Origin of the sequence: Streptomyces cyaneofuscatus (assembly GCF_033109485.1) — a bacterium.
GTDB classification, from domain to species: Bacteria; Actinomycetota; Actinomycetes; order Streptomycetales; family Streptomycetaceae; genus Streptomyces; species Streptomyces cyaneofuscatus.
This window is the reverse complement of the sequence record NZ_CP137002.1, coordinates 129517-144364: the sequence shown is the minus strand read 5'-3', so window position 1 is coordinate 144364 and position 14848 is coordinate 129517. Positions and strand designations below refer to the sequence as shown.

Annotated in this window: 11 protein-coding genes; 6 read left to right on the top strand and 5 right to left on the bottom strand. The window is 72.0% G+C overall.

The genetic code is table 11. The features are described 5' to 3' along the window. Positions 1-22: 22 nt before the first annotated feature. Together R2B67_RS00615 and R2B67_RS00610 are read right to left on the bottom strand one after the other, a co-directional pair. Entirely contained in the window at positions 23-532 is a 510-nt protein-coding gene (locus tag R2B67_RS00615) for a DinB family protein (protein WP_317815853.1), read from the bottom strand. A 91-nt stretch (positions 533-623) separates the two neighbouring features. Continuing rightward, entirely contained in the window at positions 624-3035 is a 2412-nt protein-coding gene (locus tag R2B67_RS00610; RefSeq protein WP_317815852.1) for a polysaccharide lyase 8 family protein, read from the bottom strand. Positions 3036-3321: 286 nt separating this feature from the next. Between R2B67_RS00610 and R2B67_RS00605 the strand changes: the two genes are divergently transcribed. From R2B67_RS00605 to R2B67_RS00580, 6 genes are all read left to right on the top strand, one after another. Beyond that, the gene (locus R2B67_RS00605) at positions 3322-4422 is read left to right on the top strand and encodes a substrate-binding domain-containing protein (RefSeq protein ID WP_317815851.1); all 1101 of its coding nucleotides are present in this window, start codon (positions 3322-3324) and stop codon (positions 4420-4422) included. Positions 4423-4639: 217 nt separating this feature from the next. Beyond that, positions 4640-5947 carry an ABC transporter substrate-binding protein gene (locus R2B67_RS00600; RefSeq protein WP_317815850.1) on the top strand — a complete coding sequence of 436 codons (1308 nt, stop codon included), beginning with the start codon at positions 4640-4642 and terminating at the stop codon, positions 5945-5947. A gap of 106 nt (positions 5948-6053) precedes the next feature. Next, the gene (locus R2B67_RS00595) at positions 6054-7040 is read left to right on the top strand and encodes a carbohydrate ABC transporter permease (protein WP_398867774.1); all 987 of its coding nucleotides are present in this window, start codon (positions 6054-6056) and stop codon (positions 7038-7040) included. Further along, on the top strand, positions 7037-7957 hold the full coding sequence (locus tag R2B67_RS00590; protein WP_317815849.1) for a carbohydrate ABC transporter permease: 921 nt from the start codon (positions 7037-7039) through the stop codon (positions 7955-7957). The genes R2B67_RS00595 and R2B67_RS00590 overlap by 4 nt, the downstream gene beginning before the upstream one ends. A 56-nt stretch (positions 7958-8013) precedes the next feature. Beyond that, positions 8014-9000: a hydroxyacid dehydrogenase gene (locus R2B67_RS00585; protein ID WP_317824749.1), complete on the top strand. Its 987-nt coding sequence runs from the start codon at positions 8014-8016 to the stop codon at positions 8998-9000. Positions 9001-9021: 21 nt separating this feature from the next. Continuing rightward, entirely contained in the window at positions 9022-10488 is a 1467-nt protein-coding gene (locus R2B67_RS00580; protein WP_317815848.1) for an HAD-IA family hydrolase, read from the top strand. On the opposite strand, the gene R2B67_RS00575 is transcribed toward R2B67_RS00580, so the two are convergent. The 3 genes from R2B67_RS00575 to R2B67_RS00565 form a co-directional block, all read right to left on the bottom strand. Continuing rightward, entirely contained in the window at positions 10485-11357 is an 873-nt protein-coding gene (locus tag R2B67_RS00575) for a class II fructose-bisphosphate aldolase (protein WP_317815847.1), read from the bottom strand. The genes R2B67_RS00580 and R2B67_RS00575 overlap by 4 nt on opposite strands. Positions 11358-11380: 23 nt before the next feature. After that, positions 11381-12262 carry an SIS domain-containing protein gene (locus R2B67_RS00570; RefSeq protein ID WP_317815846.1) on the bottom strand — a complete coding sequence of 294 codons (882 nt, stop codon included), beginning with the start codon at positions 12260-12262 and terminating at the stop codon, positions 11381-11383. A gap of 176 nt (positions 12263-12438) precedes the next feature. After that, positions 12439-14649, bottom strand: a complete 2211-nt coding sequence (locus R2B67_RS00565; protein ID WP_317824748.1) for a HelD family protein — start codon at positions 14647-14649, stop codon at positions 12439-12441. Between the last annotated feature and the right edge of the window lie 199 nt (positions 14650-14848).

The following is a 14848-nucleotide window of genomic DNA, read 5'->3' as shown; positions in this document are numbered from 1 at the left end:
CCGTCCCGCCGTCCGTACGGCCTTACGCCCCCACCGTCCCGTCCACCCCTTCGCGCAGCAGGTCCGCGTGCCCGTTGTGACGCCCGTACTCCAGGAGGACGTGCACCATGACCATCCGGAGCGACACCTCCTCGCCCCACCGTGGCTGGTAGCCCGCCAGGTCCAGGGAGCCGGCCTCCCGCTCGATGCGCCGCGAGGTCTCGACCTCGGCCTCCCACGCGGTGAACGCCTCCGCCCGGGTCGACGCGCTCGCGTCGTACGCCGCCTGGAAGTCGATCTTCTCGGACCAGACCATCGGGGCGTCCCGGTCCTCGAACGTCCGGCGGAACCAGGCCCGTTCCACCTCCGCCATATGACGGACCAGGCCGAGCAGCGACAGGGCCGACGGCTCCATCGACTTCTCGCGCAGCTGCTCGTCGGTCAGCCCCTCGCACTTCATGGCGAGGGTCGCCCGGTGGTAGTCGAGGAAGGACCGGAGGGTCTCGCGCTCGGTCCCGAAGGACGGGGGTCCCACTCGGTGATCGTCTGTCATGGCCGCATCCCTCGTTCCGTCGTACTGTACCGACGGTCAGTATCCCCAACCCCCGGCTCCGGCCGTCGGGCCGGACCCCCGGCTCCGGCCGTCAGGCCAGCCGCACCTTCACCGTCTGCGTGGCCCCGCGCGTCCCCGAGAGATCGCCGAACACCAGCCGCAGCGACGCCCCGGTGGTCGCCGATGTCACGGTCGACGGCTTCGAGACGACGGAGGCGACGGCCCGGTTCCAGGTCAGGGTCAGGTTCGTCCGCATCCGCATGGGGTCGCTGACGCAGAGCGTCGCCGTGCCGTCCGGGTGCTCGGTGACCATGACGGAGCAGGGGGCGTCCGCGGTGAGCGGTCCGACGCTCCCGCCGAACCAGAAGTTGACGGCGGTCAGCCCGAGCGAGGCCACCGACACGCCCTGCTGGTCATCGGTGTTGGCGAGCACCCGCAGCCAGCCGGGGTCGGCGGCCCGGGCGGCGGTCCGCTGCTCGGAGGCGCCGGGGAGCAGCTGGTAGGCGTACGAGGCGCCTGCCGGGTTCTGGCCGTGGTCGACCCAGAGGGTGAGATAGGTGCGTGTCACCGTGTCCGTGGAGCCCCCGGTGTTGATGTCGCGCCACCGCCCGGACCGGTTCTCGCGCAGCGCCTTGACGGTCGCCCTGCCCGGGAAGACATAGCCGCCGTGCCCGCCGAGATGGGCCCAGGAGGCGTCGGTCAGGGTCGCCGACCACGGGCGGGTGACGGGTTTCACCGAGCCGTCGACGGTGAAGGGGGCGTTCCCCGTCGGGCCCAGGTTGCGGTTGTCCACCGTGGTCTCCACCGCCGCCCCGTCCTGGCTGCGGATCCCCGCGCCGAGACAGACCACGGTGTCGTCCAGGAAGAACCACGACTTCTTCGCCAGCAGCGTGCTGGACAGCCCCTTGAGGTATTGCCCCACGGCTGCCCGCTTCTTGTCCGTTACCCCGCCGACCCAGTTCACTTCCGGGAGCGCCACCCCCCAGTCGCCGCCCGCCCCGTCGGCCAGCGGCTTGCGCGAGGCGGTGGTGCCGGGGAGGCGGTACGGGTCGACGGTGGGCCAGAACGCGTCGCTGTACTGGCCGTTGGCGAAGGTGTCGCCCCACCAGTAGAGCATCCCGGACCCGGTGTGCCAGCCGCGCAGGTTCTCGCCGTTGCCGGTCTCGTAGTACGTGATCCGCTTGTCGGCCATGGACAGGGCGGCGGCCCAGCCGGGGCGGCGGTGGGTTGCCCGGGCCATGTCGGGGAAGAGGCGGTGGCCCTCCGGCTCGGGGAGCGGGGTGAGCGAGGTGTCGTCCAGGACGGACTTGAGGCGGGAGAGGGCGGTGAGGTTGAGGGAGGGGTTGCTCAGCGGCGGGCTGTAGTAGTCGCGCTGGGCCCAGCCCTTGACGAGCGCCCGCCACCGGGCGTTCTCGGCGGCCGACGCGCCCCGGCCGAGCAGCACGATCGAGGCGAGGACGGGGTGGCCGCGCCGGTGGTCGTCGACCTCGCCGCGGCTGATCGCGCGGCCCGCGACGGAGTCCATGACGAGCCCGTTGTAGAGGAACGGCGCCCAGGCGTTCTCCACCGCGTCGAACACCACCTGCCGCTTCGGGTCGGTCACCTCCCACGTCGTCCCCTTCAGCAGGGCGAACAGCAGCCCGAGCCCGCCGAGCATCACCGAGCCGTAGCTGCCGGTGTAGGGCACGGTGGTGTGCTGGATGAACGAGCCGTCGGCGTAGAGCCCGTCGCCCTTGCTGACCAGCGGGAAGACGGGGGAGAGGGCGTCCCGGGCGAGCGCGATCTTGGCGGCCGTCCCGCCGACGACCCCGCGCAGGGCCAGCACCCGGCACAGGTCGACCCGGTTCGCCCCGGTGCTCGTGCCCGTGTACGAGGCGACGGCGGAGGCCGGTACGAAGTGGTCGACGGCGGCGCAGTAGCGCCCGAGCTGCGCCGGGGTCAGGGCGTCGTACATCAGCACGCACACGTCCAGCAGGGCCTGGGGCGCGCCGATCTGCCAGCTGTACCAGTTCCCGTACCGCACCTGCCCGGCCTTGTAGACCTGGCTGTTGAGGTGTTCGAGGCCGGTGACGATCGCGTCGCGCAGACCGGTGTTGCCGGTCAGGCCGGTGCCCTGTTGCCGGTAGGCCTGGGCCATCGCGTTGAGGCGGATGAAACTGTCGGCCATCTTCGCGGAGAAGCCGTACGACTCGGGGTCGGTGTCCGGGTCGGGGTCGGCGTACACCGCGTCCGGCCACAGCGACCCGTTGGCCGGAGCCATGGTGTCCAGCCACTGCCGGGCCTGGGTGCCGAGCGTCGCGAGCCGCGTCCTGAAGGGTTCGGCGGTCGGACTGAACCCCTCGCCGAGGATCAGGGCGCTCCAGGTGGCGCGCAGCGCGGCGTACGGATCGTCGTCCGCGGCGGTGGCCGTGCGGGGCGCGGCCAGCACGAGGGCGCTGCCGCCCGCCGCGGTGAGCACGGCGGAGGTGGCGAGGAACGTACGGCGGGACCAGGCAGATGTCATGGGGGAGCTCCGGGCTGGATCCGACTGTTCTGAGCGGGCAGGCACTTTCTAACAGCCGTCCGGCAATCCGCTCAACAACTCTGACTGAATTGATCGTGTCGATCGGTTCGATGGGAGTGTATGGCGCTGCCTCGGGTGCACGGCCGCTCCTGCGCCCGGCAGAGGCAAAACCGCCGGTGGGATCGTTTCGAGCGGATGTGATCGATATGGTTGAGGGGGGTGAGCGAGAGCAGCCGCCACCACCGCAGTCAGCTGTCACAGCCGTCTAAAGAGACCAAGGGGATCCATGCGACTCCATGTCGACCAGCGCCACGAGCGGGTGCTCCAGCTCGTCCGCGAACGAGGCAGCCTCCGGGTCGCCGAACTCGCCGAGGAGCTCGGCATGTCCGCGGTCACCCTGCGCCGGGACGTCGAGGCGCTCGCGGCCCAGGGGCTGGTGGAACGGCTGCACGGCGCGGTGGTCTGGCCCTCCGGGGCGTCCGGGCCGGCCCCCGCCGCCGCACCCACGGCCGAAGGTCTCGTGGTGGGCATGGTCGTCCCGACCACCGAGTACTACTACGCGGATGTCGTGCGCGGCGCCCGGGAAGCGGTGGAGGCGGCGGGCGCACGCCTGACGATCGGGCTCTCGCGGTACCTCCCCGACGAGGACGAGGCCCAGGCCCGCCGCCTGCTCTCCACCGGCGCCGACGGCCTCCTCCTGACGCCCAGCTGGGAGCGGGGCCACCCGGAGCCCGGCGAGGGGCTATGGGCGGCCGAGCAGGAGACCCCGGTCGTGCTGGTGGAGCGCTGGGCCCCCCTCGGCCACCCGCTGGCGGGGCTCGACCGGGTCCGTTCCGACCACGCCCACGGCGCCGCGGAGGCGGTCGCGCACCTGGCCGGGCTCGGCCACCGGTCCATCGCGCTCGCCGTGCAGGAGAGCCCCACCGCCCCCCGGCTCAGGGCGGGTTACGCGGCCGCCGTGGCGGCCCTCGGACTGAGTCCGGTCGCCGCCTCGCCCCTTCAGGACACGCCGTCACGCTCGGAGACCGACCGTTTCGAGCGGACGCTGGAGTACCTGTGCGAGGGGGTGGCGGGCGGCGACGTCACCGCCGCGATCGTGCACAGCGACGCGGACGCGATCGTGCTCATCCCGCGCCTCCAGGCCCGGGGCGTGCGGGTCCCGGAGGACCTCGCGGTGATCGCGTACGACGACGAGGTGGCGAGCCTGGCCGATCTGCCGCTCACCGCCGTGGCGCCGGACAAGCACGCGGTCGGCGCGGCGGCGGCGAAGCTCCTGCTCTCCCGGCTGGGCGTGTCCGACGAGGGCCCGGCCGCCCGCCGTCACCTCGACATCCTGCCCACCCTGCGCGTCCGGGTCTCGTGCGGGGCGGCCGCTGCCGGCGCCTGATCCGACGCGCTCCAGCCGTACCCCGGGCGTCAACAGGCCTTGCGGGTACGGCTTTTCGCATGCCCGGACGCACCGTACGGGTGGCGCGTGCGCACACCGCCCCGTGATCGATTCGATTGAATTGGTCATTTCCTCTTGACGGTGATCGGTTCTGCGCAAAATGATGTGTGGCGTTCGCCTCATCTCCCGCAGTTCGAGGTCCCGTAGGAGCCGGTCCATGTCCTGTACGCACCGCACCACCCGCCTCGCCCTCGTGGCGTCCGCCGCCTCACTGGCCCTGCTCACCACCGCCTGCGGTGGCGGCTCGGGCTCGGACGCCTCGGGCCCCGGCGACGGCAAGCCCGTCACGCTCACCTTCTGGTCGGCCACCGCGGGCGCCAAGGAGACGGCCGAGGCGTTCAACAAGACGCACTCCGGCATCAAGGTGAAGTTCTCGCTCGTCCCGGCGGGCCCCGAGGGCGTCACCAAGCTCTCCAACGCGGTCAAGGGCGGCAACGCCCCCGACATCGCCACCATGGACTACTCCGCCCTCCCCGAGTACGCCAGCGAGGGCAACCTGGAGGACCTCACCCCCAGCTCCGGCGAGCTGGTGAAAAAGGAGTTCCCCGAGGCGGTCCAGTCGCTGGTCAACCTCGGCGGCTCCACCTGGGCCGTCCCCTTCGACGTGACGCCCATCCAGCTCTACTACCGCAAGGACCTCTTCAAGAAGTTCGGCGTCGAGGTCCCCAAGACCTGGGCCGAGTACCGCAAGGCCGCCGAGAAGATCCACCAGGGCGACCCGGACCTCACCATCACCAACTTCGGCGGCGGCGACCCGGCCCTCCTCTCCGGTCTCGCCTGGCAGGCCGGCGCCCAGTGGTACGGCACCAAGGACGACGCCTGGAAGGTGAACATCGACGAACCGGCGTCACAGAAGGTCGCCGCCTACTGGGACGGCCTCCTCAAGGACGGCCTCGCCTCCAGGACCCCGCTCTGGGGCGAGGGCGAGACCAAGGAGCGCGCCACCGGCAAGGTCGCCACCATCATCGGCGCCGCCTGGAGCGCGGGGAACTTCCCCGTCAGCTACCCCGACAGCAAGGGCAAGTGGGGCATAGCCCCGCTCCCGACCTGGGACGGCACACCGAGCACCGGCATGTACGGCGGCACCTCCTACATCGTCCCCAAGGGCAGCGAGCACACCGAAGCGGCGGCCGAGTTCATCAAGTGGGTCACCACCGACCCGAAGGCCATGACCGCCCGCCTCTCCTCGCTCAAGACCCCCAGCAGCGCCCTGCCCGCCAACGAGTCCATGCGCGCCGCCGCGGCCAAGGAGTTCGACAGCTCCTACTTCGGCGACCAGGACGTCTACCAGCTGGCAGGCGAGGCCGCCGGCACGATCGTGCCCGGCTGGACCTGGGGCCCGGTCCAGCAGCAGGTCACCTCGGCGCAGATGGCCGCGGGCGGGGACCACACCAAGATGCTGAGCGCCGGACAGACGAAGGGCGAGAGCGCGGTCACGGACCGCGGCCTGAAGCTCGCCCAGTAGCCGGGCCCCCGACCGGCGGGGCGCGCAACGGGGCCGCAAGGCCCCACCGCCCCGCCCCGGCCGCCCGCATCTCCCCTCCCCGCCCATCACGCCGAAGGAGCACCAGGTGGCAGCCCCCCTCACCCGGCCGGTCACGGCCCCACCACCCCGCCGGGCCGCACCGCCGTCGGAGCGCCCCGCCGTACCGAAGAGCCCCGGCGGCCCGGGCGCGCGACGCGGACAGCGCCGGGCCGTGGCCCTGTTCATGGTGCCGTTCTTCGCCCTGTTCACCGCCGTCACCGTGCTGCCGATGTTCTACGCGGCCTGGATGAGCCTCTTCCGCGAGGAGTCCTCCGGCCTCGGATTCGGCGGCACCGAACGGGTCTTCGCCGGATTCGGCAACTTCACCGAGGCCCTCGGCAACGAGGCGTTCCTCCGCTCCTTCGGCCACATCGCGTTCTACTGCGTGCTGTACATCCCCGCCATGGTCGGCGGCGCGCTCATCCTCGCCCTGCTCGTCGACTCGGCGATGGCCCGCGCCCGCCGCTTCTTCCAGATCGCCTACTTCCTGCCGCACGCGGTACCGGGCCTGATCGCCTCGCTCATCTGGCTCTACCTCTACACGCCGGGCCTCAGCCCGGTCACCGACGTGCTCGACGCCCTCGGCGCCAACTGGAACTTCTTCGGCCAGGACGAGGCGATCTACTCCGTCGTCAACATCTCCGCCTGGCAGTGGACCGGCTACAACATGATCATCTTCTACGCCGGGCTCCAGGCCGTCCCGCGCGAGGTCCTGGAGGCCGCGACCGTCGACGGCTCCGGCGCCCTGCGCACCGCCCTCCAGGTCAAGGTCCCGATGATCCGGCCCACCGTCGTGCTGACCCTGCTCTTCACCTGCGTCGGCGCCATCCAGCTCTTCGACGCCCCCAAACTCGTCCAGCTCCGGGCCAACACCATGGGCGAGGACTGGTCGCCGACCATGTTCATCTACACCGCGGCCTTCAAGGGCCACGACTACGGCCTGGCCGCCGCGAGCTCCCTGATCCTCGCCCTCGTCGCCGGCCTGCTGTCCTTCGTCGTCACCAAGCTCGGCAACCGGTGGAAGGCCTCATGAGCACCCAGACAGCCACCCCCGACGCACCGCCCGGCCCCGCGCCCGCCCGCCGGCCCTCCCCGCCCCGGCGCCCGCGACGTACAGGCCAACTCACCTCGAAGGTCGCGGTCAACGCCGTCCTGGCCGTCGTCGCCGTCTACACCCTGATGCCGCTGACCTGGCTGCTCATCGCCGCCACCAAGAACTATCGCGATCTCTTCGCCACCAACCCGTTCAGCCTCGGCGACTTCCACCTCCTGTCCAACCTGGACGCCCTCTTCGCGTACAACGACGGGCTGTACGGCCGCTGGCTGCTCAACAGCCTCCTCTACACCCTGGTCGCGGCGATCCTCTCCACCCTGGTCTCCGTCGCCTGCGGCTACGCCTTCGACAAGTACGTGTTCCGGGGCAAGGAGAAGCTGTTCGGCGTCGTGCTCGTCGGCGTCCTGATCCCGTCCACCGTCGTCCAGCTCCCGCTGTACCTGATGGCCTCGGAGCTCGGCCTCGTCGACACCTACTGGGCCGTGCTCATCCCAAGCCTCGTCAACCCGTTCGGCGTCTACCTGGCGCGCGTCTTCTCCGAGGGGTACGTACCGGGCGAGGTCCTGGAAGCGGCGCGGGTGGACGGGGCGGGGGAGCTCAGGACCTTCACCAAGGTCGCCCTTCCCATGCTCGCGCCCGGCTTCGTGACCATCTTCCTGTTCTCGTTCACCGCCAACTGGAACAACTTCTACGGCGCGCTGATGATGCTCAATGACGAGCGCCTCTACCCCGTCAACCTGGGCCTGTTCATGTGGAACCAGAACGTCTACCAGCAGCCGGAGCTGTACCCCCTGGTCATCATCGGCTCCCTGGTGGCCGTCGTTCCGCTGATCATCGCCTTCCTCTGCCTGCAGCGCTTCTGGCGCTCGGGCCTCACCGCAGGAGCCGTCAAGTGAGCCGCCCCGCCCCCACCGCCAGCCGGCTCCACACCCGCCCCCGAACCGTGCTGGCGATGAGCGGGGAGACCCGCGACGCGATCCTCCGCCCGGCCGCCCTGGAGCGGCTCGCCCGGATCGCGGACGTACAACCCGCCCTGCTGGTGACCGACTTCGGCGCCGACGACCCGGTCCAGCGCGCCGCGTTGCGCGAGGCCGAGGCCCTCTTCACCGGCTGGGGCTGCCCGCCCCTGACCGCCGGCGCCCTGGACGCCATGCCCCGCCTGCGGACCGTCGTGCACGCGGCCGGCTCGGTCAAGCACCACATCACCCAGGACGTCTGGGACCGGGGCATCACCGTCTCCACGGCCGCCACGGCCAACGCCCTCCCGGTCGCGGAGTACACGGTGGCGGCGATCCTCTTCGCCAACAAGCACGTCCTGGAGAGCGCCCGCGTCTACCGGGAGTCGAGGAGCGGGGTCAACCTGCTGCGTGAGTTCCCGTCCATCGGCAACTACCGCCGTACGGTGGGCATCGTCGGCGCCTCCCGCATCGGCCGCCGCGTCGCCGAACTGCTGCGCCCCTTCGACCTGCGCGTCCTCGTGCACGACCCGTACCTGGACGAGGAGAGCGCGCGAGCCCTCGGCGCCGAGCTGACCTATCTGGACGCGCTCGTCGCGCAGAGCGACGTGGTCACCCTCCACGCCCCCGAACTCCCGCAGACCCGCCACCTGTTCGACGCCGGACGCCTCGCGCTGATGCGGGACGGGGCAACCCTCGTCAACACGGCACGCGGCTCGCTGGTCGACACCGACGCGCTGGTCAAGGAGCTGGTCACCGGCCGGATCGACGCCGTACTCGACCACACGGAACCCGAAGTGCTGCCCGCCGACTCGCCGTTGTACGACCTGCCGAACGTGCTGCTCACCCCGCACATCGCCGGCTCCCAGGGCGGCGAGCTCCACCGGCTGGCCGACGCCGCGGTCGACGAGCTCGAACGGTACGCCCACGGGCTGCCGTTCGCCCATGCGGTGGACCCCCGCACCCTGCACCAGCAGGCCTGACCCCCTCCAGGAAGGCACCCCATGCCCCGCGCCCGCCGGGTGCTCGTCGTCGGCATCGACGGCGTACGCCTCGACACGCTCGCCCGTGTCCCCACACCGCACCTCGATACGGTCGCGGACTCCGGATTCCTGGCCCCCGTGACCGTCGCCGAGTCGACCCCCACCATGTCCGGCCCGTGCTGGGCGACGATCGTCACCGGCGTCCGCGTCACCAAACACGCCGTGTGGTCCAACGACTTCAGCGGCCACCGCCTCGGCGTCTTCCCGGACTTCACCACCCGCCTGGCCCGCCAGGACGGCCGCCGCACCTATGTCGCGGCGGCCTGGGAACCCCTGGTCACCGTGGCCGACGGCGGCCCGGTGTTCCGCCGCCCCACCCGGCTCACCCACCATGCCCCGGCCGCCGACACCCCGCAGGCCTGGGAGGACGCCGACGAGGCGACCGTGCGCGACGCCGTCGCCGTCCTGGCCCACGAGGACCCCGAGGCCTCCTTCGTCTACCTCGGCGCCCCCGACGAAACCGCCCACCACCTCGGCTGCGGAACGGCGTACGAGGAGTCCATCGCCGCGGCCGACCACCGCCTGGGCCGCCTCCTCACCGCCCTGCGCACCCGCCCGACGTACGCCGACGAGGCCTGGACCGTCCTCGTCGTCACCGACCACGGGCACCGCGACGAGGGCGGCCACGGCGGGGCGAGCGAGGCCGAACGCACGGCATGGCTGGCCTGCGCGGGCCCGGACATCACGGCGGGCGCCCGACCGCTGCGCCCGGTCCGGCACGAGGACGTCGCGGCCCAGGTGTACGCCGCGCTCGACCGCACCCCCGACTCGCACTGGACCCTCGACGGCACCGCCGTACCGACCCTGCCGCAGGCCGTCCTCCTGGACATGGACGGCACGTTGGTGGACACCGAACCCCTGTGGCTCGACGCCGCCCGCGAGGTCGCCGCCGCCCACGGCCACACCCTGACCGACGAGGAGGGAGCGGGCGTCCTCGGCCGCACCTGCGCCGACACGGCGGCCTACCTGGCGACGCTGAGCCCCGGGGCCGCCGCAGACCAAACCCTGGAATCCGACTTGGAGGACACGTTCCTCATGGCGGTCGAGAAGGGGGTACGGCTACGCCCCGGCGCCCGCGACCTGCTCGACCGCCTGGCCGACGGGAACATCCCCGCCGCCCTGGTCTCGGCCTCCCCGCGCCGGGTCGTGGACGCGGTGCTCAGGACGCTGGGCGCCGAGGTGTTCCGTACGACGGTGGCGGACGGCGAGACGGACCGCTCCAAGCCGTACCCGGACCCGTACCTCGAAGCGGCGGCCCGCCTCCACCTCCCACCCGGCGCCTGCCTGGTGGTCGAGGACAGTCCCACCGGCATCGCGGCCGCCGAGGCGGCGGGCTGCCGGGTGGCGGCCGTGCCCTCCGCGACCCCGGTCGACGCGGCCCCGGGCCGGAGGGTGCTGGAGAGCCTTGCGCACCTCACGGTCTTCTAGGCAGTGGCCTTCACCGCGGGCGCGGGCAGCACGGAGATCAGCCGGCTCACCGTCCGCGCCATCGCGTCCCGCCCCAGCGCAAGGTACGCGCGCGGATCGACGCCCCGCTCGTCCTGGGCGAGGCGTTCCCGTATCGCGTCGGTCATCGCGATGTTCAGCGCGGTGCCGATGTTGACCTTGGCGATCCCTCCGGCGACGGCCCGCGCCAGCTCGTCGTCACAGGCGCCGGACGAACCGTGCAGCACCAGCGGCACCGGCACGGCCTCACGGAGCCGGGCCAGCAGGCCGTGGTCGATACGGGCGTCGCGTGAGGTCATGGCGTGCGAGGTGCCGACCGCCACGGCCAGCGCGTCGACCCCGGTGGCGGCGACGAAGGCGAGCGCCTCCTCCGGGTCCGTACGGGCGCCGGGCGCGTGGGCGTCCAGCGCGGCCTCCCCGTTCTTGCCGCCGACCTGCCCCAGCTCGGCCTCCAGCCAGAGGCCCTCCCCGTGCGCCCAGGCGACGGCGGCGCGGGTGGCCGCCAGGTTCTCCGCGTACGGCAGCCGGGCGGCGTCGAACATCGCCGAGCTGAACCCGCACTCCGCCGCCTGGTGCAGCAGCTCGGGGGAGTGGACGTGGTCGAGATGGAGGGCGACCGGAACCGTGGCCGCCCGGGCGCTCTCGTGCGCGGCGCGGGCCAGCGGGCGCAGCCGGCCGCCGTGGTACTTGACCGCGTTCTCGCTGATCTGGAGGATCACCGGCGACCCGGCGGCCTCCGCTCCCTCCACGATCGCTTCCGCGTGCTCCAGGGTGATGACGTTGAACGCGGCGACCGCACCGCGCCGGGCTGCGGCATCGGCGATCAGCTCGCCGGTGGCGGCGATGGGCATGGCAACTCCGGGGTGAGGGGCCGTCAGGCCGTGCTGAGGATGACCGAGCGCGTCAGGTGGCGCGGCCGGTCCGGATCGAGGCCGCGGGCCTGGGCGATCGCCAGCGCGAGCCGCTGCACCCGGACCAGCTCCGCGAGCGGGTCGAGCCCGCCGGCCACCCACCGGGCGCCGGTCGCGTGAACCTCGTCGGACAGGCCGGCCGGTGCGTCACCGAGCATCCAGGTGGCGGTGGAGCGGGTGGAGATGCTGATCGGGCCGTGCCGGTACTCCATCGCCGGATATGCCTCGCTCCAGGACAGCGCCGCCTCACGCATCTTCAGCGCCCCCTCGTTGGCGAGCCCCACGCTCCAGCCCCGCCCGAGGAAGGTGAACTGGGTGCACTCCACCAGCCCGGCCGGCAGCGGTTCGGCGATCGCGACCTGGGCGTCCTCCACCACCGCGTCGGTGTGCAGGCCCAGCTGGGCGCGGAGCAGGGTCAGTGCCGAGGTCGCGAACCGCGTCTGCACGACCGACCGCTCGTCGGCGAAGTCGAGGACCACGGTGTCGTCGGCCATCGTCGCCATGGGGGAGTCGGGATCCCCGATGATCACGGTCCGTCGCACGCCCTTGGCCTGGGTGAGCAGGCCGAGCACTTCGGTCGTGGTGCCGGAGCGGCTCAGCGCCACGATCCGGTCGTAGCGGCGGCCGGCGGGGAACTCCGACGCGGCGAAGGCGTCGGTCTCGCCCTGGCCACTGCCCTCGCGAAGGGCCGCGTAGGCCTGGGCCATGAAGTACGAGGTGCCGCAGCCGACGACGGCGATGCGCTCGCCGGTCGCGGGGAGCTGTCCCGCGAGTCCGCCGGCCATCCCCGCCGCCCGCCGCCAGCAGTCGGGCTGACTGGCCAACTCCCGTGCCACATGCGTCATCTGATCTCCCCATGTCCGGTGCATGCTCGAAGCTGCATATTAGGCTCGCGTTTCGAGCATTATCAAGCAGTGCAGGGTGTGGGGGTGCGCGACAGGAACAGAAACGCCCCCCGGTACGGACCGGGGGGCGTGACGGACGGGAGGGGGTGTGTGGAGGAGGGAACGGGCGACGGCGGTCAGCGCAGTGCCGAGGGCAGCGCCTCCCGGTGGATGATGCCAAGCCGCTGGGTGGCCCGGGTCAGCGCCACGTACAGATCGCTCGTCCCGTACCGGCCGGGCTCCACGACCAGCACATGGTCGAACTCCAGCCCCTTCGCCTGCCGTGGGTCGAGCAGCACCACCGGCTGCGTGAGATCGGGCTCGGCCCCCGCGGTGAGCTCCTCCAGCGGCGCGGCGACCTCCTCGTGCAGCGCGCGCGGAGCGATCACCGCGAGACGCCCCTCCTGGGGGGTCAGCTCCGCGACGGCCTTCGCCACCGCACCCGCCAGATCCTCCCCGGCGTCCCGCACCCACGGCTCCTCGCCGGTCGACCGCACCGAACCGGGCGCCATGAAGGAGGGGTTCCGCTCCCGTACGACGCGGGCGGCCAGCTCCATGATCTCGGCGGGCGTACGGTAGTTGACCGCGAGCGTCACATGCTCGAAGCGGTCCCCGACGTACGGCTGAAGGATCTTCTCCCACGAACCGACGCCGGCCTCCTCCGAGGTCTGGGCCGGGTCGCCGACCAGCGTCAGTGAACGGGTCGGCGAGCGCCGCATCAGCAGCCGCCACGCCATCGGCGACAGCTCCTGCGCCTCGTCCACGATGATGTGCCCGAACGCCCAGGTGCGGTCGGCGGCCGCCCGCTCGGCCGCGCTGCGGTGGTCGATCTCCTCGTGCCGCTCCGCCATGCGCTCGGCGTCGATGATGTCGTGGGCGGCGAGAACCTCGGACTCCTCGTCCTCGAACTCGTACGTCTCCGAACCCCGCGACAGCTCCAACAACCCCTGCGCGTAAGCGATCCGTTCCTGCCGCTCGGCCTCGGCGGCGGCCCGCGCAGCGCTGTCGTCGGCGCCGAGCAGCTCGGCCGCCTCGTCGAGCAGGGGTACGTCCGCCGGGGTCCACGCCCCGCTGCCGGGCGCCCGCCGCAGGGCGTCGGCGTCCGCGTCGTCCACGTACACCGGCTCGGCCAGATATCCGGCGAGGAACTCCTCCGGAGTGAGCACCGGCCACAGCGACTCGATGGCCTCGTGGACCTCGCCGCTCATCGCGACGGCCTTGCCGAGCTGCGCGATGTCGTCCGGACCGAGGAAGTTGGGCCCGCCGTACGGGTCGGCGCCGATGCGCTCGGTGAGCTGGGCGGTGAGGGCGTCGATGATCCGGAACGCGAAGTGCGGGCGGGCGAGGTTGTGCGGCAGCAGGGTGTCCCGGGCCGCCTGCCGGGCCTCGTACGCGATCTCCCAGTCCAGGACGAGATCGCCGTCGTCGTGCGGGATGACCAACGGCGCACCGGGCTCGGGAAGTTGCTGCCGGTCGCGTACGGCGAGGGCGAGCGCCTCCGCCATCTGCGCGCTGCCCTTGACGGCGGCCGCGCGGGGGGTGTCCGTGCCGGTGGCATGGACGCCGGGAAAGAGTTCGGCCTGCGTGGCGAGCAGGACCCCGGTCTCACCGAGGGCGGGCAGCACCTCCGCGATGTACCGCAGGAAGGCCGGGTTGGGCCCCACGATCAGCACGGCACGCTTGGCCAGCACCTCGCGGTGCTCGTACAGCAGGAAGGCCGCCCGGTGCAGTGCGACGGCCGTCTTGCCCGTGCCGGGCCCGCCCTCGACGACCAGGACACCGCGGTGCGGGGCGCGGATGATGCGGTCCTGCTCCGCCTGGATGGTCCGCACGATGTCACCCATACGGCCGGTGCGGGCGGAATTCAGCGCGGACAGCAGAACGGCGTCGCCGTTGCGGTCCTCGAAACCCGTGCGGTCCTCGTCCCCGAGGTCCAGGATCTCGTCATGGAGCTCGGTGACCGTACGCCCCTCGGATGTGATGTGCCGACGCCGCCGCAGCCCCATCGGCACATGCCCGGTGGCCAGATAGAAAGGCCGGGCGACCGGCGCGCGCCAGTCGATGAGAAGAGGCGTGTGCTCGGTGTCGTCCTCACGAATCCCGATACGCCCGATATGGTGCGCGGTGCCGTCGGAAAGGTCGATGCGACCGAAACACAGGGAACCGTCCACCGCGTTGAGCGCGGCCAGCAGCCCCGCCCGCTCCGTGACGAGCACATCGCGCTCCAGCTTGGCCTGGAGCCCGGTCCCGACCGGCGTCAGCGCCTCCTCGACATGCCGGGCCGTGACCCCGCGCAGCTCGTCGACGCGCGCGTGGACGCGGTCGACGAATTCCTGCTCTTCCCGCAATTCGACGGCTTCCCGGTTTGACAAAACGGCTCCCTGACGGATATGGTTCTTCTTATAAGGCCTCCGCGTGGGGCCTTTCTGTATGAGCGCAGAAGAATCAAATATACGCGGGAAAATCCCTGGTACGCAATTGCGGACCGGGGATTCTTTGTGTGGCGAGGAGGTCCGCTCGGTGCCCGGGAGGGCGGCGTGCGGCCGT

Coding starts and splice junctions, on each gene's coding strand:
- R2B67_RS00615 (WP_317815853.1), bottom strand. CDS start 532: ATGACAGACGATCACCGAGTGGGACCCCCGTCCTTCGGGACCGAGCGC.
- R2B67_RS00610 (WP_317815852.1), bottom strand. CDS start 3,035: ATGACATCTGCCTGGTCCCGCCGTACGTTCCTCGCCACCTCCGCCGTG.
- R2B67_RS00605 (WP_317815851.1), top strand. CDS start 3,322: ATGCGACTCCATGTCGACCAGCGCCACGAGCGGGTGCTCCAGCTCGTC.
- R2B67_RS00600 (WP_317815850.1), top strand. CDS start 4,640: ATGTCCTGTACGCACCGCACCACCCGCCTCGCCCTCGTGGCGTCCGCC.
- R2B67_RS00590 (WP_317815849.1), top strand. CDS start 7,037: ATGAGCACCCAGACAGCCACCCCCGACGCACCGCCCGGCCCCGCGCCC.
- R2B67_RS00585 (WP_317824749.1), top strand. CDS start 8,014: ATGAGCGGGGAGACCCGCGACGCGATCCTCCGCCCGGCCGCCCTGGAG.
- R2B67_RS00580 (WP_317815848.1), top strand. CDS start 9,022: ATGCCCCGCGCCCGCCGGGTGCTCGTCGTCGGCATCGACGGCGTACGC.
- R2B67_RS00575 (WP_317815847.1), bottom strand. CDS start 11,357: ATGCCCATCGCCGCCACCGGCGAGCTGATCGCCGATGCCGCAGCCCGG.
- R2B67_RS00570 (WP_317815846.1), bottom strand. CDS start 12,262: ATGACGCATGTGGCACGGGAGTTGGCCAGTCAGCCCGACTGCTGGCGG.